The sequence below is a fragment of the Collinsella acetigenes genome, assembly GCF_012844445.1.
Taxonomy (GTDB): domain Bacteria; phylum Actinomycetota; class Coriobacteriia; order Coriobacteriales; family Coriobacteriaceae; genus Collinsella; species Collinsella acetigenes.
The window spans coordinates 1-17,386 of sequence record NZ_JABBCP010000008.1; the positions used below are offsets into that span (position 1 = coordinate 1).

The following is a 17,386-nucleotide window of genomic DNA, read 5'->3' on the forward strand; positions in this document are numbered from 1 at the left end:
GAGGTCGCCGTCGCCATGGGCGTCGACACCGCGGGCATGAGCGCCGACGAGGCCGCCGACGCCGCCATCGCCGCCGTCAAGCAGCTCTCCGCCGACGTGAACATCCCGCACGTCTGCGAGGCCATGAAGGCCGACGAGATCGAGGTGCTCGCCAAGGACGCCATGGCCGACGCCTGCTTCCCGGGCAACCCGCGCGAGGCGACGCTCGACGACGTCATCGAGCTCTTCAAGAAGATCTGCCCGGCAGCCTAGCCGCGCGTCTTTATTGAGTGATGCTATATATGCCGGAGAGGGTTCGTCCCTTTCCGGCATTTTTCTGTTTGTCGCGCGTCTTGTGTACTATGGAGAAAACCGACCGGGAAGGAGCCCGATATGACAAAACCCCGTTTTGCCACAAAGGTGGCGATCTGCCTCGGTTGCATTGTTGCTCTTGGCGCAGTTGCCCTGGTTGCACATCATGTACTATCCGGACAGGATGTCTCGTGGACCGCTGAGCAGGACGATTCGCTCGACATTCTTGCGACGAAGGCCGCGGGTGATGACGAAGCGGCTCAGCCAGAAGAGGGCTGGGCGCCCCGTGACGGCTACATCCAGCTCCAGCTTTTGGGCTCTTCGATCCCCGAGCAAGAGATCGAATCGGTCGAGCAGGACGGCGACGAGCTTGCGGTTACGCTCAAGGTGCAGGGCGGCCCTATGACCATGGATATTCTGCTTACCGAATGGCGCCTCACGGGCGGCGACGTTGAGAGCGTCAAATCCGTAACCATCGATTACGGCAAAGGGGACATCCGCCGCGCCCCTCAATGCCCCTAGGGTGTGACAAAAAGTAGACAGGTTTATTTTGTCACATTTTCATATTTCGACCACATTTAATGCATCGATCCTAAGGAGAGAAAATGACCGACACGCTCGATTACATCGGAGAGCAGCTCAAAGCCCTCACTTCCATTCCTAGTCCTACGGGATTTACACGCGCGGTGACCGATTATGTAATGAAGACCCTCGAGGAGATGGGCTTTGCGCCCGAACGCTCGACAAAAGGCAACGTGCTTGTGTGCCTGGGCGGCGAGGGCGAGCCTCTTGTGCTTGCAAGCCATGTGGACACGCTTGGAGCTATGGTCCGTTCCATCAAGGACAATGGCCGCCTGCGCCCGACGACTCTTGGCGGACATCAGTGGTCCACGGCAGATGGCGAAAACTGCACCGTTCACACGCGCGACGGTCGCGTCTACACGGGTGTGGTCCTAAATACCGAGCCTTCTTCTCACGTTGCAGACGAAAAAGTCGAGACGCTCGAGAAGAACATGGAGATCCTGCTTGACGAGAACGTTGACACCAAGGACGACGTGGCGAGCTTGGGTATCCAGACCGGCGACATCATCGCTATGGATCCCCGCGCCGTGATTACCAAGAGTGGTTACATCAAGAGTCGCTTTTTGGACGATAAGCTCTCTGCTTCGGTCTTGTTGGGGCTGGCTCGCGCGGTTGCCGCCGGCGAGGTGAAGCTCGCCCGTAAGGTCTCGCTGCTCTTTACCGTGTACGAGGAGGTTGGCCATGGCGGGGCATTCGTTCCTGCCGACACGTGCGAGATGATCAGCGTTGACATGGGCTGCGTGGGCGACGACCTGGGCTGCACCGAGCGCATGGTTTCCATCTGCGCCAAGGATTCGGGTGGTCCCTACAACTACGAGCTGGTGAGCGCCCTTGCCGATACGGCCAAGCGGCTGTCCCTGGACTACGCTATCGATGTTTATCCGCATTATGGCTCCGACGTCGAGGCGACGCTTCGCGCTGGCTACGATATTCGCCACGGTCTTATCGGTCCTGGCGTGTATGCAAGCCACAATTACGAGCGCTCGCACATGGATGGCGTGCACAACACCTACGAGCTGCTGCGCGCATACGTAGGGGAGTAGCAAGCAGGCGATTGTCCTTTGATGCATTAAAACGCCGAGACGGGCCGTAATGCTCGTCTCGGCGTTTTCTTAATGAGCGCCACGTGCGCCCTGCGTTAATGCACGCGTCATCGTGTTACTCCCTGAGGGCGGCGGTCACGGTTCCACCACCAAGAACGATATCGCCCCGATAGATGACAACGGCTTGGCCTGGGGCGACGGCGCGCTGGGGTGCATCGAAGACGATCTTCATCTGTCCGTCGGCCTGACGCGTGATCGTTGCCGGCTGGTCTGCCTGACGATAGCGGTATTTAGCACGCATGCGAATACCGCCGGCGGCAAGCTCGGCTTCCATGCGGTCTTCTGGTGCGCTCCAGATCCAATCGTTTGCGAGCAGGGCGCCGACCGTCAGGTCCTCGAGCTCGCCCAAGTGCACGGTATTGCTCGCTGCGTCCACGCCGGTGACGTAGACGGGATGCGCCATCGCCACGCCAAGTCCCTTGCGCTGGCCGATCGTGTAGCGCAGCGCACCCTTGTGGCGTCCGACCACGGTACCGTCGCGCCAGACGATGTCGCCCGGCTCCGCTGCGTGTCCACATCGGCGTTCGATGTAGCCCGCGTAGTCGCCATCGGGGATAAAGCAGATGTCCTCGCTCTCGGCTTTCTTTGCGTTGGCAAAACCCTGCTCGGCGGCAATGCGGCGCACATCGCGTTCTTTATTCATGCCCGCCAGCGGAAAGATCGTGCGAGCCAGGCGCTCTTGGGTGAGCGAATAGAGAAAGTAGCTCTGGTCCTTTTTGGGGTCTTCTCCGCGGTGGAGCTGCCAAGTGCCGTCGGGCGCCTGATCCGTTTTTGCAAAATGGCCCGTGGCGATATAATCGCAATCCATGTCGAGCGCGGCGTCGAGTAACGCTCCAAATTTAATGCGTCGATTGCAGATGATGCACGGGTTGGGCGTGAGTCCCGCCTGATAAGCGGTAACGAAGCGATCGATGACGCTATTCTCAAAGGTTTCTTGAAGATCGAGCACGCGATGGGGGATGCCGATGCGGGTGGCAACGGCTTTTGCATCGGCGATATCGCGGTCGACTTTGCTGATGCCCGTTGCGGGGTCGGGCGCAGGACAGGTGAGACGCATGGTCACGCCTACGCATTCATATCCCTGCTGTTTGAGTAGATAGGCGGTTACGCTCGAATCGACTCCGCCGCTCATGGCAACAAGTACGCGCCCTTTGGACATCTGTGCTCCTCACGTGATGCCGTTCGAGTCTGAACGGCATTAAAACGGCGCGGGGCACATCCTGTCCCGCGCCGCTGATCTTTCCGATTGTACTGCATGCGTCGCACGATATCGTTTGCGTGCGCCGCGCTCGTTTTGCCCGCCTGCAGAGGGACACCGACAACAATCGACACCGATGTAGGCAGACTTCCGCGCCTCGGTTCTTAGGCGAACAGAGCCGTGGAGAGATAGCGCTCGCCGGTATCGGCAAGAAGCGCCACAATCGTCTTACCCTCGTTCTCGGGGCGCTTGGCAAGCTGGATTGCTGCCCATACGGCGGCGCCGGAGGAGATGCCTGCAAGCACGCCCTCCTTGTGGCCAACGGCACGGCCCATGGCAAAGGCGTCGTCGTTTTCGACGGTGATGATTTCGTCATAGATCTGGGTATCCAAGACGTCGGGCACAAAGCCTGCGCCGATGCCCTGAATCTTGTGCGGACCCGCCTGGCCTTTGGAGAGCACGGGCGAAGAAGCGGGCTCGACGGCAACGACCTTCACGTTGGGGCTTTGCTCCTTGAGGTACTCGCCCACGCCGGTCACGGTGCCACCGGTGCCCACGCCGGCAACAAAGACGTCAACTTCACCATCGGTATCGGCCCAGATCTCCGGACCGGTTGTTGCCTTGTGGATGGCCGGATTTGCCGGGTTCACGAACTGCCCGGCGATGATGCTGTTGGGAGTCTCCTTCTGCAGCTCCTCTGCCTTGGCGATGGCCCCCTTCATGCCCTTGGCGCCGTCGGTGAGCACGAGCTCGGCTCCGTATGCTTGCATGAGCTTGCGGCGCTCCACGGACATGGTTTCGGGCATGGTGATGATCACTTTGTAGCCACGAGCGGCGGCCACGGAGGCAATGCCCACACCGGTGTTGCCGGAAGTCGGCTCGATGATGGTGTAGTCGCCACCGCGTACGAGCTTTCCCGCGCGCTCCGCCTCGTCAATCATGTTCTTCGCAACGCGGTCTTTAACAGATCCTGCGGGGTTGAAGTACTCGAGTTTGACGAGCACGCGTGCGTGCAGGTTTTCATCGCGTTCAAAGTGAGTGAGCTCGAGCAGGGGAGTGTGGCCGATAAGTTGGTCGATGGAAGTGTAGACGTTGGACATGGTGTGCTCCTTAGCAGTTAGTTCTAGAAGAAAATGGACCGGTTGTTCGGTAGGTGTGAGGCGCGAGAGGGGCTCATTCGCCGCTGCTACATCGTTTCTGCTCTTCCATATGACAACCTCCGAGTCGCGCCGAAGCAATTAACCTATAAGTCTGCGGGTATATATGAGTTCCCGTTGGCAGTATTAAACGAGGCAAAACCTAGTATGTCAATAGGAATATAGTTTTATTTCGAGACGATGAAGCGAACGAGCGCTCCCCAATTGCCTGGAGAGGCGATTTATCCAGCTTGCAGCATGTAATCAACCTAGTATTTTGGTATGATATGGTGGTTAAAGAAAGAGGAAAGAAGGCCAGTCATATGCTTGTTTCCACTAAGGGCCGGTATGCCCTGCGTGTCATGATCGACCTTGCGCAGCATCAGGCTGCTGGCCGCACGCCGCTTAAGGAAATTGCCGCGCGCCAGGGAATTTCCGAGAAGTATCTGGAGAATATCCTTGCCATCCTTGTGCGAAATGGCATGCTTTCCGGCATGCGTGGCAAGGGAGGCGGTTACTGCCTAACGCGTCCCGCCGATCAATACACCGTAGGCGAGATTCTGCGTCTTACCGAGGGAAGCCTCGCGCCCGTTTCCTGCCTTGTCGAGGGCGCCGCCGCCTGCGATCACGAAGCAACGTGCACCACGCTTGGCATGTGGACCAAACTTCACACCATGATCAGCGAATACCTGGACAGCGTGACTGTAGCCGATCTGGTTGCAGAGCCCCAATCGTTTGATTACGTCATTTAAAGCGAAGCGCACGGCGTGAGCGAATCTCGCGCCCACAAGACACTAGGCCATCCAAGCGGCGCCGGGCTGCCCTAAAGCGGCCCGGCGCTGTTGTCTATTCTTCAACTACGCCGTTCAGTATCGCGTACATGATGCTTACGATGATGGCGCCGATGAATGCAGAGCCAAAGCTTGCGATGGATATTCCTGCGCCAAGGATATTGATAGAAAGCCAGCTTGCAAGCTCAAGCATGAAGCTGTTGATAACCAGCTGGAAGATTCCGAGCGTGATGATGGTCACGGGCAGCGAGATGGCGGTGATGATTGGCTTGACAAGCGAGTTGACAAACCCCAAAAACAGGCCAACGAACATAAAGCTCACCCATGCCTCGCCTGGGCCAAACGGCGCAATCCCCGGAACGATGAACGTTGCGATTGCAATGGCGATCGAGGTGAGGAGCCAATTGAGCAAAAAGCGCATGATAGATTCCTTCGATCGAAGAGCTATTGGGATATGAATACCCATCATCGCGCCGTGTCTAACACAAAAGTGCCCCATACAGCAAAGGCGGGCATGCACGCGTGCACGCCCGCCCGGCAAGCCCTCTTGAGGACGATGCTAGTTTTGGCCAAATTCCTCGAACGTGTGCGCTATGCGCGCCTCGACATCGTCCTCGCTCACGCCAAGGGCAACGGCAAGCTCTTCGACCGAACGGCGATGGGCTTCCTTGAGAATGCGCATATAGTAGCTGCTGGGTTTTTTAGCCTGAGATTCTGCGTCATGAATGCGGCAACGCATAGTCTTCGCGACCTGAACCGTGGTGGGGGCACCTTGCTTGAGCAGCTGTTTGAAATAGCTTTCCTCAAGGGAGCTGTTGCGCTCGGTAAACGAATCGCACGCTATCGAGTCGTAGTCGGAGAGCAACTCTTCGGCCCGGTCCTTGTCGATGCAAGCGTGAAGGCGATCGACCTGTGAAAGGGGATAGAGGAGCTTGGTCTTTGAGTGTCCGGAGTGCGCCTCGAGCTCGATCATGGGGGTGGGGGAGTCTTTGAATCCCGTCACCGTGCAGACGCCCTGGCCCGGATGTATCACGTGCTCGCCGATCTTAAACATGCTTCCTCCATCTTTTAGACGCGTGCCTGTTTCAGAATAGCATCTCTACGTGCGCATTTGTTAAAAATGATCAGAAAAAGCCCACATGATTGCATGGTCGGGCAAAAGCGCGTCGGCGGGCCGGTGTGCTAGAGTATTGCCTGCTTGTGCCGATAGTTGGCGCAAGCGCTCGGCAGGCGATCAAGAGCCTGCGAGATTCGTTATAGAGGAGGACCCATGTCCCAAAAGATCGAACAGCTCCTACGCGACGCCCTCGCCGCTGCTATCGAGGCCGACCAGCTGCCCGCATTCGAGCTTGACGACTATGCTCTCGAGCGCCCGGCAGACACCTCGCATGGCGAGTGGACCACTACGCTTGCCATGAAGTCGGCAAAGCTCGCGCACTGCGCCCCGCGCAAGATCGCCGAGGCGATCGTGGCGCACCTTCCCGAGGACGCTTCGGTCGAGAAGGTCGAGATCGCAGGTCCGGGCTTCATCAACTTCTATCTCTCTGCTGCCGCTAAGAACGCCGTTTTTGGCGAGGCGCGCGCTCAGGGTATGGATTTCGCTCGCAGCAATGCCGGCGGGGGAGTTAAGACCCAGGTCGAGTTCGTGTCTGCAAACCCAGTGGGTCCCATGCATATCGGCCATGGCCGCTGGGCAGCCCTTGGCGACTCCCTATGCCGCGTTATGGAGCATGCCGGCTATGACATCCAGCGCGAGTACTACATCAACGATCACGGCAATCAGATGAATACCTTCGGAAACTCCGTTGCCATGCGCTATATGCAGCTTGCCGATATCGTTCGCACCCGCGGTGTCGATATCGACGAGGCGCACAAGATCCTCGTTGCCGATCGTGACGCCTTTGCTGCCGACGACGCCGACGAGCATCCCGAGACCCATCCGTACCAAAATGAGTTTGCCGAGAAGCTCGGTCGCGACTCCTACGGCGGTTCCTACATCATCGACGAGGCTGTCTACTTCTATCGCACCGATGGCGACAAGTGGGTCGATGCCGACGAGCACGATCGTATGATGGAGTTCCGCGAGCGCGGCTACCTACGTATGCTCGAGGGCATCAAGCAGCTTTGCCACGACGTGAACTGCGATTTTGACGTTTGGTTCTCCGAGCGTACTCTCTACGTCAAGGATGGCGAGGGAGAGCTCGCTGGCACTTCTGCCGTCGACCGTGCCTTCAAGAAGCTCGACGAGATGGGTTATCTCTACGAGAAGGAAGGCGCCCTGTGGTTCCGCTCGACCGATCTGGGCGACGACAAGGACCGCGTTCTCATCAAGTCCGATGGCGAGTACACGTACTTTGCTTCTGATGTTGCCTATCACTGGAATAAGTTCCAGCGCGTGGATCATGTGATTGACATCTGGGGCTGTGACCATCATGGCTATATCAATCGTGTTCGCAGCGCCTGTGATGCTTTGGGTTACCCGGGGCGCTTCGAGGTTCTGCTCGGCCAGCTCGTAAACCTGCTGCGCAACGGCAAGCCCGTCAAGATGTCCAAGCGCCGTGGAACCATGATCACGTTCCGCGAGCTTGTGGACGAGGTTGGTGCCGATGCTGCGCGCTATACGCTCATTTCGCGTTCCAGCAACCAAGAGATCGATTTCGATATCGAGAAGGTTAAGGCTAAAACGCAGGACAACCCCGTCTATTACGTTCAATACGCCCACGCGCGCATCTGCTCGATTCTTCGCCGTGCCGCCGATGTGACGCCCGAGGAAGCGGCGGAGCTCGGCATGGATGTCGTTGCAGCCCGCGCTATCGGCGATAATGTGGATTATGCCCTGCTCACCGACCCAACGGAGCTGGCCCTTTCCCGCAAGCTCTCCGAGCTCTCCGAGCTCATCGCAAGCTGTGCACGCGATCGTGCGCCTTTCCGCCTTACGCATTATGCAGAGGAACTCGCTGGCGACTTCCACAGCTTCTACGCTGCTTGCCAGGTTCTGCCGAGCGAAGGCCGTCCGGTCGATTCTGCGCTTTCGCGTGCCCGCCTGGCCGCGTGCGATGCCGTGCGCTCTGTTCTGGGGCTGGTTCTTTCCCTCGTGGGCGTCTCGGCGCCCCAGCGTATGTAGTAAATCGCTGTAAAGTGAGCTATTTATTTATTAACCCCCGCTAAGGCGTTTTTCAAGGGGATTTTGCAAGCCCGTCCGTGGTTCGCGGACGGGCTTTTTGTTCCTAAGAGCGCTTACGAATGTCTAAAAACCCTATTCCCACCGGGTATTTAGAAATTAAAAAGACTTATTTTGGTATGCAGAAAATAGTCAAATTTATACATTACTGCGTTAACAATTGTGAAACATGCACGGGTGAACAAGGCCATTCTCTTGTACAGCGATTTATATACAACGTACTTTATTCAACTAGAGTTTTATAGTTAACCATAGTAAACCTGCGCATCGTGCTCGCACCACATGCCGAACACATCCTCTGAGCGACCGTTCGGCTTGCCCTTGCGCAAAGTACACGTCACTGAACGGTGGTTCACCCCGTACTATCCCCCTAGCGATGCGGGAAGCCCGAAGGAGGGACACGAAGGCCGACCGCAACGAAGTTAGGGTCTGCACGTTTGCACACAAGGAGGTACACCGTGGACAAACAGACAAAGATCTTTGAGATTCTCGAGGCACGCAACAGGCAGGATAAGAGCTTGGACGTCTCCGTTGACGCCGGCTACACCGAGGAAGAGATTCCCGCTCCCAGCCCGCGCTTTGAGAAGCTCATCAACATCTACTACCAGATGAAGAACACCATCGATATGGAGATCCCATATTGGTATAACCGCGTCTGGTGGGAGAACGAGGGCGACGTTCCCGAGATCCGTCGCGCAAAGGCTTATGGTGCTGCTCTCGCACACACCACCCCGACCATCTGGCCGGGCGAGCTGCTCGTTATGAATAAGACCAAGAACTGGCGCGGCGCCTTCCCGTTCCCGTGGGTCGACGCTTCGTTCTTCAATGCCCAGGCTGAGGCCCTCCTCGCCGAGGCAGAGGCTCCGGCTCTGTCCGAGGCCGACCGCATGTCCGTCGTCGGCGCCGGTGGCGGCAACGTCACCGAGAGCTTCGGCAACGTCGTCTCCATCGCTCAGAAGTTCGGTCTGCGCAAGGAGGAGGTCCCCATCCTGGTGAAGATCTCCAAGTACTGGGACAACTGCTCCATCGAGGTCGTCACCCAGAAGTACTCCGAGGCCATTCCTGACTACTACAAGTACAAGGCCTATCGCGACACCGTTCTCGTCATGTTCGACTCCTGGGCCATCCCTCAGGGCCGCGAGATCATCAACTACTACATGCCTCTCGAGTACGGCTTCGACCGCATCATCGAGATGTGCGACGAGAAGATCGCCGAGATCCTCGGTCTTGCCGAGAACGGCGACGGTCTGCTGGGCATGAGCCGTGGCTACTACTACATGGCTATGAAGGAGCTCACCAAGGGCCTCTCCGCTTGGGCCGACAACTACGGCAAGCGCGCCGAGTCCCTCGCCGAGTGCGAGCCCGATCCTCAGCAGAAGAAGGAGTACGAGGACATCGCTGTTGTCATGCACAACATCGCTCACAAGCAGCCCTCGACCTTCCGTGAGGCCCTCCAGCTCACCTTCCTGTGCCACCTCGCGGTCATCAACGAGGACCCGCAGTCCGGCCAGTCCATCGGTCGTCTGGGCCAGGTCCTGCAGCCCTTCTATGAGAAGGACCTCGAGGACGGCACCATCACCGAGGAAGAGGCCATCGAGCTTCTCGAGCTCTACCGCGTTAAGATCACCTCGATCGAGTGCTTCGCTTCCTCCGGCGTTACCGGCGGCGTTCTGTCCGGCAACACCTTCAACAACCTGTCCCTCGGCGGCCTCGCTCGCGACGGCCTGACCGCTGTCACCCCGCTCGAGTACCTCATCGTCGAGGCCGGCACCCGCGCCCGCACCACGCAGCCGACGCTTTCCGTCCTCTATGACGAGAAGACGCCCGAGGAGTTCCTCATGAAGGCGGCTCGCTGCTGCAAGGGCGGCCAGGGCTACCCCGCATGGATGAACAACCAGTGCGGCATGAACTACATGCTGCGTCATTATCACGACGAGGGCATGACGGTCGAGGACGCCCGCGCATGGTGCCTCGGCGGCTGCCTCGAGTCTTCGCCCGGTTGCTTCCTGCCGCTGCACTACAACGGCAAGACCACCTGGATCCCCGGCGGCGCCGCTCCGACCGCTGGCACCGGTATTCACTTCACCGGTTTGCCCAAGCTGCTCGAGCTCGTCCTCACCAACGGCGTCGACAAGCGTACCGGCATCAAGGTCTTCGAGCCGCACAACCGCGAGCTCAAGACCATGGACGACGTCTGGGATGTCTGGATGGACTACATGACCGAGCTGTGCGACATCTCGCTCAAGGTCAACAACATCCAGATGGACATCTGGCGTAAGAACAACCCGCCTGTGGTCGCCTCCCTCCTGAAGCCCGACTGCTTCACCAAGGGCCAGACCCTCTCCAACATGGGTTGCCGCTACAACGCCACCATCAACTTCGAGTCCTGCGGTACCGTTACCTTCATCAACGCGATGGCGTCCCTCAAGAAGAACGTCTTCGACGAGAAGAGGTACACGCTCGACGAGATGATGGATGCCCTGGAGCACAACTTCGGCTTCAAGACCGCATTCGAGACCGGCGTCTTCTCGCCCGACCGCCGCGAGGCTACCGACGAGGCCGTGAAGTACGAGAAGATCTTCACCGACTGCGTCAACGCTCCTAAGTTCGGCAACGCCGATCCTTATGTCGATGACCTCATGGTGCACTACGAGGACCTCATGACCGCGCTCATGCCGACCCTGAAGTCCTACTACGGCAAGCCGCTGTACATGTGCCAGATCTCCGTGTCCACGCACGGCCCGCAGGGCGCTATCACCCTCGCATCCGCCGACGGCCGCCTCGCTGGCGTTACCTACGCCGACGGCTCCGTCTCGCCTGCCGCCAACACGGACAAGAACGGCATCTACGCGGTGTTCACCTCCGCTACCTGCTACGACCACTCCAGGAACCAGAACGCTCAGATGAACGTCAAGATTCACCCGAGCGCCGTGGCCGGCATCAACGGCACCCGCAAGCTGCTCGACGTCATCCGCGCCTACATGCGCAAGGGCGGCTTCCACGTCCAGTTCAACATCACGTCTTCCAAGACGCTGCGCGAGGCCCAGAAGAAGCCCGACGATTATCGTGACCTCATGGTCCGCGTCGCTGGCTTCACCCAGTATTGGTGCGAGATCGGTAAGCCTATCCAGGACGAGGTCATCTACCGTACTGAGTACGAGATGTAGAAAACTGAGGAGTTGTATTCGATATGAAGCATTACGAGTGCAAGCATTTCCTGGCGCTGGACTGCGAAAAGGGCATGTGCGCCGTCAGCAGGATGATCGTTCCGCTGGATGGCGAGGGCTCCGACGCCTGCCCCCACTTCGAGTGCGGCAAGCTGTGCAAGTTCTGCGCTAAGTTCCACGATGCCGATTCTCACGGCATCGGCACCTGCTCTGGCTTCGAGAAGGAGACCTGGGCATACGGTGACTGCGGCGCATTCTGCTGCGAGAACTTCGAGAACGCGTAGCGACACGTTCCGACTTCCCCATAGCGGGATCTAGGTCCCGGCCGGTCTATCGCCTGGCCGGCCGGGACTTCTCTATTCCTACCACGTGATCGGAGGGGCCATGAGCGCCGAGCCCACGGGCATGATTTTTGATATCCAGAGTTATTCGGTGCACGATGGTCCCGGCTGCCGCACTAACGTGTTCTTCACGGGATGCCCCCTGAAGTGCCGCTGGTGCGCCAATCCGGAGAGCTGGCGCCCCAAGCTCCAGTTCATGTTCGCTGACCGCGTGTGCAAGTGGGACCAAGGCTGCAGGGCGTGCAGGGATGCGTGCCCCCACGGATCGATTCAGTTCGACGAGAACGGAAAGCCGAGCGTAGACTGGAAAATCTGCAACGACTGCGAGACCATCGAGTGCACCGCGTCGTGCGCTGCCGGTGCCCTTAAGCAGACCGTTCGCATTATGACGGTATCCGATCTTGTCAACACGCTGCGCCGCGACTACAACAACTGGGGCTCCGACGGCGGCGTCACCTTTACCGGCGGCGAGCCGCTCCTGCACCATGAGTATCTGGATGCGGTTCTTAAGGAGTGCAGGAAGCTCTCGATGCACACCGCTATCGAGACCAGCGGATACGCCACCGAGGAAGTGTTCATGAAGATCTTCCGTCGTCTGGACTTCGCGTTCGTCGACGTCAAGAACATGGACCCCGAGGCCCACAAGTGGGGCACCGGCGTTTCCAACGAGCGCATCCTCGACAACATCCGCTCCCTCAAACGCTCTGGATGGCCCGGGCGCCTGGTGCTTCGCCAGCCGACGATCCATGGCTTCAACGACAGCGATGAGAACGCAAAGCGCCTCATCGAGTTCATGAACGAGAACGGTCTCTACGAGATCAACCTGCTTAAGTTCCATCGCTTGGGCCAGACCAAGTGGGAGCAGCTGGGCAAGGAGTACGAGTACTCCGACCACGGCGATATGACTCCCGAGCGCATGAGCGAGCTGCAGGATCTGTATCTCGACAACAACATCGCCTGCTATGTCGGCGATGACACTCCGTTCTAATTAATCTCAATCGTGTAGCTGAGGAGGCGTTGGACATGGTTTTCGACGCTAACGCATATAGAGCGACGGTGAACGATTGCCGTCGCCGGGGGGACATGAACGCGCTCGAGGGTTATCTGACCCAGGAAATCGCGCGCTTGCGTGAATCGGGCACGATTTGCGCCGGCGTCGCCTGCACCTGTGGCAAGGATGCCGACGCCCTTGCCGAAGAGGACGCTGCATGGCAGCATAATCGCGAGCAGGGCCTCGTTGCCGCCCTCTCCGACCTAGCCGATCTCTATCGTTCGTCCGGCGCTTGGTACAAGTGCCTGGAGACGTACGAGGAGCTTCGTCAGTGCTTGGTCGATGCGGGCCTTGAGAACACGCCTGCCTATGCGAGCGCCCTTGTCAACGCCGGGTATGCCTGCCTGGACGCAACCGATCCCGAGCGCGCTGCCCGCCTTGTCGGTGAGGCCCTCAACGCTCTGGGCGATCCCGACCCCGAGGTCCCCACTGCCGTTCTGCGCGCCCGCGCCCATGATGCCCTGGCTGTTTCTTGGGCCATGCGCGGCTTTGCCGATCAGGCCGAGCAGGCGTCGGACGCCGCCGCCGAGGCGGTCTCCGTGTGCTGCGCGACGGGGGAGGACTTCATCGGCGCCCTCTCCAACCACATCGCGACTCTGGCGCAGATCGGACGCGTCGATGAGGCCGTTTCCGCCGTGCGCGGCGCGCTTGAATCCGGCGAGCAGGCTCTAGCGGCGCAGGATCGCTACACCTTGATGAATCTTCACGCGATGGTGCTCTATCGCGCCAAGCGCTTCGCCGATGCCGGCGATGCCATGGCGGAGCTCATCGACCTTGCCCGCGCTTCGAACGATTTGACGGCCCGGCTTCCGTCGATCGCCCGCAACGCGGCAACTATGTACAACCGTGCCGGCGATGCCGAGAGGGCCCAATCCTTCACCGCATTGGCCGACCAATTGGAAAGCTGAGGTTACACTCATGGCAATCTCCAAAGAGACGGCTAAAAAATATGGTACTTGTACCGTAATCGCTGCATGGCTTGCCGTTTTCTGCCTCTTTGGCTACAGGTCTTCGTTCTCCATCATGCAGACGTCGCTTGTCGACGGCATGGGCTGGACTTCGACCCAGGCCTCGCTCGGCTACTGCTTCATGATGACGTTCTACGCCATCACGGCATTCTTCAGCGGCTCGCTGATCGACAAGCGCGGCACCAAGCCCACGTACATCATCGGCGCTATCTGCTGCTTCCTGGGCTTCTTCCTGACCTCCTTCATTCCCGAGGGCGTCTCCTGGTCCTTCCCGGTCTACCTGCTGAGCTACGGCGTTTTCGCCGGCGTCGGCACCGGTATGCTCTGGGTCTCTTCGACCATCTCCTGCCGCAAGTGGTACGTCGGTGCCTCCTATGGCTCCAAGTGGGGCCTCGCCTTCATGGGCGCCCCGATGGCCCAGCTGCTGCTCACCATCGTGGTCTCCCCGGTCCTTAAGAACGCCGGTTGGTCCATGGGCATGAAGCTCCTCTCCGTGATCATGGCCGTCATGCTGCTTATCGCCGCTGCCGTTGCCAAGCCCATGCCCGACAAGATCGGTGCCCAGCCCTTCGGCCTGGACTCCCTGCCCAAGAAGGACGAGAGCGCCAAGCCCGCACGTACCTGGACGGTCGGCGAGGCATTCAAGACCCGTGCTCTGTGGTGCGATATCTTCGCCTTCATGTTCGCCGTCATGGGCGAGTTCCTCATCTGGTCTCAGGTCGTTCGCTTCTTCACCATCGATCTCGGCTGGACTCAGGAGTCCCTCTTCGGCATGCCTCTCGCCAACGTCGTCTACATGCTCATCGGTTTCGCCGGCATCTTCGCTATGCCTATCACCGGTAAGATTTCCGACGCCCTGGTTGTCAAGATGGGCGTCGAGCGCCCCGCACGTCGTCTCATGCTCGTCATCTCCCCGCTGTTCGGCATCGCCGGCGTCCTTTGCGCCCTGACCGGCAACTTCCCGATCGTCTGCCTGGGCATGGTCTTGCTGTCCGTCTACTGGGGCATCGAGCCCGGTGGCGCTGCCGGTTATGCCGGCACCGTCTTCGGCGGCGCTTCCCTCGGCAGGATCTGGGGCCTCTCCACGCTCATCATCATGGGCATCGGCCCTTCGTTCGGCACCTTCATGGGCGCCTTCCTGTTCGACATGACCGGCACCTACACCACGTCGCTCTACTTCGGTCTGGGCGCCTACATCGTGTCCACTATCTTCGCTATCCTGCTTCCCAAGAAGATGAAGGGCGAGGAGTAAGACTATTACTTGTTGAAATATGAGCTAACCCTTAAGGAGCTTAATTATGAAGACTGCCGAATTCCTTCCGAGCCTCTATACCCGCAATGAAGTTGTCGATGGCCAGCACAAAGAGCTCATCAAGCGCATCAACGACCTCTATGCCGCCCTTGCAAGCGAGGACGAGGCCGCCCGCGCCGCCAAGGCGGAGGAGACTCTGAACTTCCTGGCCGAGTACACGGTTTTCCACTTTGCCAGCGAGGAAGAGCTTATGCAGAACGCAAAGTACCCTCTCTTCACTGAGCACAAAGCCAAGCACGACGCGTTCGTCGAGACCGTCAAGGGTCTTCATGCGGACCTCGTGGCCGGCGGCCCGACCGATGCTTTTGCCGAGAAGGTTGAGGAAGAGGTCACCAACTGGCTCATCAACCACATTAAGGGCACGGATATGCAAGCGATCGAGTGGATTAATAACAAGTCCGGCGATCAAATGCAGAATCTGCAGTAGTTCCATCTACTAGCCTCTCTCGACGCCCCCGGCCTTATGGCCGAGGGCGTTTTTCTTTGTGCGGCCGCGCTCTAACAAAACGAATCCGGGCGCCCGCAAGTTTCGGGCACCCGGATTGGAAAGAGGACTCTTTGTTTTTTGCTAGTTGAGCACAAGCTGTTTCATGAAATCGGCTGCCTTGGATACGGAGATATCCTGACGCACACTTTCATTTTCGCCGCTAGCGGCGAAGAATCCCACGAGGCCTTCGGTAGGCATACCGTAGGAGGAGGAGAGACGCTCGACCTCGTTGGCGTAATCGGCGTCAGTGGCCTCGAGGCCTTCTGCCTTGGCGATCGCCAAAAGGACGATGCGTTGCCTGAGCTGCTGCTTCGCCTCAACTTCGAACTCAGCGATAAGCTGGTCCTTGGTGGTCTTCATGGCCTTGAAGTAATCGTCCAGCGAAAGTTGGTCGCTCTCTAGTTTTTGTTGCAGCGCGCGGCCCATGGAAAGGGCTCGTTCGTGTGCAATCTGTTTGGGTACGCGCAACGTGCTGTTGTTGGTGACCTTCTCGACAAATGCAGCCTGCAAGAAGTAGTCGGTAGTGAGTTCCTGTTGGCTTTCGGGCACGGCTGCTGCTTGCTGTACGGCGTGCTCTCGCTCTTCATCGGTAAGGACGATCGTGCGATAATCCGCAAGTTGTACCGGGATGCGGAAAGACTCGTAGGTAACTTCCACGGTGTTCGGTGCTTTGGTCATGATGTTTGTTCCTAATCGCGATTCTCGTTGAATTCCAGAGCGGGCTGGGCGATATTTCGCAGTTGCTCGCGGTCCCTGATGCTTACGAGGCCGGTTTGCTCATAAGAGATGATTTTGAGTGCCTCGAAGTCGGAGATGATGTTGTATAGATTGCGGCGGCTGATTCCCAGCTCGTCGCAGGTCTTGGAGACGTTTTCCATGTAGCAATCGTTATCCTCGGCATCGAGAATAAGGTGAGCCGCAAAGCGTTGGCGCGGGGTGAACAGGTCGTAGGACAGTCTGCGACGGTACATATCGTAAAGGCGCGAGCTCATCTTGAAATAGAAGAAGAGCTTGAAATCTTTATTCTTGATAAGGTTGTTGAAGATGGGATTGGGAATGCGGATGCAGGCACAAGGCGTGACTGCAATGCAATCGCAGTATAGATTCTGTCCCCAGTACTTGCTTAGATGTCCGGTCCACTCGTCTTCAACGTTGTCGTCTACGTGGATGCGCCTGCCGTTGTGCGAGGTCGCCACAACCTCGATTTGGCCTTCGATTACATACCAGTAGTCTTCATTGTGCGCGATGGAGTTGGTGATGCATTCACCCTTTCCAAAACGATAGAGGATTTTGCATTTAGGATAATCCTTGATAAAGGGATAAATTCCAGAGTCCTCAAGCTTCACGAGCCGCCTCCCTTGCAATCGCGGCGGAATCTGTAATTTGTTGTATTATCGGCACTTTAATGAGCAACGTATACGCGCAAAATGCGCATATGCCGGATGAGCGGCAGTATATTTCGATTAACGTTAAAGGTTGCGCATGGGGACTATTCAAAAGCTTGTGCGGATGTGCTTTAAATACCTGTGCTTCCAAGGGTTTTCCATGCATCAGGGTTTTGTTTTAACCTGCATGTAAAGCAAACTGGATCATTAAATTAATGGCTATGGTTTTATGGCTTTTGATTATGAAATATCCCGCTCGGTTGGCGGGCGTGTCACGGAATGCACGCGCCGTGCGATGGATTTATTAACGAGGCGATCCATAGCGCATCGGTGTTTGCAAGTGTGTAAAGCTCGCTGGCCTATTCCGTTATGTTGCGCCTTGCATGCTTGTGC

The 17,386-nt window shown here is 58.1% G+C and carries 16 protein-coding genes and 1 pseudogene; 11 read left to right on the forward strand and 6 right to left on the reverse strand.

The annotated features are described in order from the left end of the window. The 3 genes and pseudogenes from HF320_RS08820 to HF320_RS08830 all read left to right on the forward strand — a co-directional run. A pseudogene (locus HF320_RS08820) lies at positions 1 to 252 on the forward strand (lactaldehyde reductase); the annotation flags it as partial. Positions 253 to 372: 120 nt separating this feature from the next. Next, positions 373 to 813, forward strand: a complete 441-nt coding sequence (locus HF320_RS08825; protein ID WP_169277975.1) for a hypothetical protein — start codon at positions 373 to 375, stop codon at positions 811 to 813. Positions 814 to 896: 83 nt separating this feature from the next. Beyond that, the gene (locus HF320_RS08830; RefSeq protein WP_169277976.1) at positions 897 to 1,916 is read left to right on the forward strand and encodes a M42 family metallopeptidase; all 1,020 of its coding nucleotides are present in this window, start codon (positions 897 to 899) and stop codon (positions 1,914 to 1,916) included. A 115-nt stretch (positions 1,917 to 2,031) separates the two neighbouring features. On the opposite strand, the gene mnmA is transcribed toward HF320_RS08830, so the two are convergent. Both mnmA and cysK read right to left on the reverse strand, forming a co-directional pair. Then, positions 2,032 to 3,135: a tRNA 2-thiouridine(34) synthase MnmA gene (gene mnmA / locus HF320_RS08835; protein WP_169277977.1), complete on the reverse strand. Its 1,104-nt coding sequence runs from the start codon at positions 3,133 to 3,135 to the stop codon at positions 2,032 to 2,034. 203 nt (positions 3,136 to 3,338) lie between these two features. Next, a complete protein-coding gene (gene cysK / locus HF320_RS08840) occupies positions 3,339 to 4,274 on the reverse strand; it encodes a cysteine synthase A (RefSeq protein ID WP_169277978.1) in 936 nt (311 codons plus the stop codon). A gap of 359 nt (positions 4,275 to 4,633) precedes the next feature. On the opposite strand from cysK, the gene HF320_RS08845 reads away from it, so the two are divergent. Then, positions 4,634 to 5,062 (forward strand): RrF2 family transcriptional regulator, encoded by a 429-nt coding sequence (locus HF320_RS08845; RefSeq protein WP_169277979.1) that lies wholly within the window; start codon positions 4,634 to 4,636, stop codon positions 5,060 to 5,062. A 94-nt stretch (positions 5,063 to 5,156) separates the two neighbouring features. On the opposite strand, the gene HF320_RS08850 is transcribed toward HF320_RS08845, so the two are convergent. Next, positions 5,157 to 5,522, reverse strand: a complete 366-nt coding sequence (locus HF320_RS08850) for a phage holin family protein (RefSeq protein ID WP_169277980.1) — start codon at positions 5,520 to 5,522, stop codon at positions 5,157 to 5,159. Between the two features lie 138 nt (positions 5,523 to 5,660). Further along, positions 5,661 to 6,155 (reverse strand): CarD family transcriptional regulator, encoded by a 495-nt coding sequence (locus tag HF320_RS08855; RefSeq protein WP_169277981.1) that lies wholly within the window; start codon positions 6,153 to 6,155, stop codon positions 5,661 to 5,663. A 216-nt stretch (positions 6,156 to 6,371) separates the two neighbouring features. Between HF320_RS08855 and argS the strand changes: the two genes are divergently transcribed. The 7 genes from argS (at position 6,372) to HF320_RS08890 (ending at position 15,548) form a co-directional block, all read left to right on the forward strand. Beyond that, the gene (gene argS / locus HF320_RS08860; protein ID WP_169277982.1) at positions 6,372 to 8,225 is read left to right on the forward strand and encodes an arginine--tRNA ligase; all 1,854 of its coding nucleotides are present in this window, start codon (positions 6,372 to 6,374) and stop codon (positions 8,223 to 8,225) included. A gap of 515 nt (positions 8,226 to 8,740) precedes the next feature. Next, the gene (hpdB, locus tag HF320_RS08865; RefSeq protein ID WP_169277983.1) at positions 8,741 to 11,449 is read left to right on the forward strand and encodes a 4-hydroxyphenylacetate decarboxylase large subunit; all 2,709 of its coding nucleotides are present in this window, start codon (positions 8,741 to 8,743) and stop codon (positions 11,447 to 11,449) included. 23 nt (positions 11,450 to 11,472) lie between these two features. After that, positions 11,473 to 11,733: a 4-hydroxyphenylacetate decarboxylase small subunit gene (hpdC, locus tag HF320_RS08870; RefSeq protein WP_169277984.1), complete on the forward strand. Its 261-nt coding sequence runs from the start codon at positions 11,473 to 11,475 to the stop codon at positions 11,731 to 11,733. A 100-nt stretch (positions 11,734 to 11,833) separates the two neighbouring features. Further along, a complete protein-coding gene (gene hpdA, locus HF320_RS08875; RefSeq protein ID WP_169277985.1) occupies positions 11,834 to 12,778 on the forward strand; it encodes a 4-hydroxyphenylacetate decarboxylase activase in 945 nt (314 codons plus the stop codon). Positions 12,779 to 12,813: 35 nt separating this feature from the next. After that, complete coding sequence (locus HF320_RS08880) at positions 12,814 to 13,749, forward strand: tetratricopeptide repeat protein (protein WP_169277986.1); 936 nt, start codon at positions 12,814 to 12,816, stop codon at positions 13,747 to 13,749. Positions 13,750 to 13,759: 10 nt separating this feature from the next. Continuing rightward, entirely contained in the window at positions 13,760 to 15,061 is a 1,302-nt protein-coding gene (locus HF320_RS08885) for an MFS transporter (protein ID WP_169277987.1), read from the forward strand. Positions 15,062 to 15,107: 46 nt separating this feature from the next. Beyond that, positions 15,108 to 15,548 (forward strand): bacteriohemerythrin, encoded by a 441-nt coding sequence (locus HF320_RS08890; RefSeq protein ID WP_169277988.1) that lies wholly within the window; start codon positions 15,108 to 15,110, stop codon positions 15,546 to 15,548. A 141-nt stretch (positions 15,549 to 15,689) separates the two neighbouring features. On the opposite strand, the gene HF320_RS08895 is transcribed toward HF320_RS08890, so the two are convergent. Next, entirely contained in the window at positions 15,690 to 16,286 is a 597-nt protein-coding gene (locus HF320_RS08895) for a trigger factor (protein WP_169277989.1), read from the reverse strand. A gap of 11 nt (positions 16,287 to 16,297) precedes the next feature. Then, positions 16,298 to 16,954, reverse strand: a complete 657-nt coding sequence (locus tag HF320_RS08900; protein ID WP_169277990.1) for a cyclic nucleotide-binding domain-containing protein — start codon at positions 16,952 to 16,954, stop codon at positions 16,298 to 16,300. Positions 16,955 to 17,386: the final 432 nt, after the last annotated feature.

What these genes read in the sequence shown, in the direction of transcription:
- cysK (WP_169277978.1), bottom strand. Translation starts at nt 4,274, where the DNA reads ATGTCCAACGTCTACACTTCCATCGACCAACTTATCGGCCACACTCCC.
- HF320_RS08890 (WP_169277988.1), top strand. Translation starts at nt 15,108, where the DNA reads ATGAAGACTGCCGAATTCCTTCCGAGCCTCTATACCCGCAATGAAGTT.
- HF320_RS08880 (WP_169277986.1), top strand. Translation starts at nt 12,814, where the DNA reads ATGGTTTTCGACGCTAACGCATATAGAGCGACGGTGAACGATTGCCGT.
- HF320_RS08830 (WP_169277976.1), top strand. Translation starts at nt 897, where the DNA reads ATGACCGACACGCTCGATTACATCGGAGAGCAGCTCAAAGCCCTCACT.
- HF320_RS08850 (WP_169277980.1), bottom strand. Translation starts at nt 5,522, where the DNA reads ATGCGCTTTTTGCTCAATTGGCTCCTCACCTCGATCGCCATTGCAATC.
- HF320_RS08895 (WP_169277989.1), bottom strand. Translation starts at nt 16,286, where the DNA reads ATGACCAAAGCACCGAACACCGTGGAAGTTACCTACGAGTCTTTCCGC.
- HF320_RS08825 (WP_169277975.1), top strand. Translation starts at nt 373, where the DNA reads ATGACAAAACCCCGTTTTGCCACAAAGGTGGCGATCTGCCTCGGTTGC.
- hpdC (WP_169277984.1), top strand. Translation starts at nt 11,473, where the DNA reads ATGAAGCATTACGAGTGCAAGCATTTCCTGGCGCTGGACTGCGAAAAG.
- HF320_RS08885 (WP_169277987.1), top strand. Translation starts at nt 13,760, where the DNA reads ATGGCAATCTCCAAAGAGACGGCTAAAAAATATGGTACTTGTACCGTA.
- mnmA (WP_169277977.1), bottom strand. Translation starts at nt 3,135, where the DNA reads ATGTCCAAAGGGCGCGTACTTGTTGCCATGAGCGGCGGAGTCGATTCG.
- HF320_RS08845 (WP_169277979.1), top strand. Translation starts at nt 4,634, where the DNA reads ATGCTTGTTTCCACTAAGGGCCGGTATGCCCTGCGTGTCATGATCGAC.
- HF320_RS08855 (WP_169277981.1), bottom strand. Translation starts at nt 6,155, where the DNA reads ATGTTTAAGATCGGCGAGCACGTGATACATCCGGGCCAGGGCGTCTGC.
- hpdA (WP_169277985.1), top strand. Translation starts at nt 11,834, where the DNA reads ATGAGCGCCGAGCCCACGGGCATGATTTTTGATATCCAGAGTTATTCG.
- argS (WP_169277982.1), top strand. Translation starts at nt 6,372, where the DNA reads ATGTCCCAAAAGATCGAACAGCTCCTACGCGACGCCCTCGCCGCTGCT.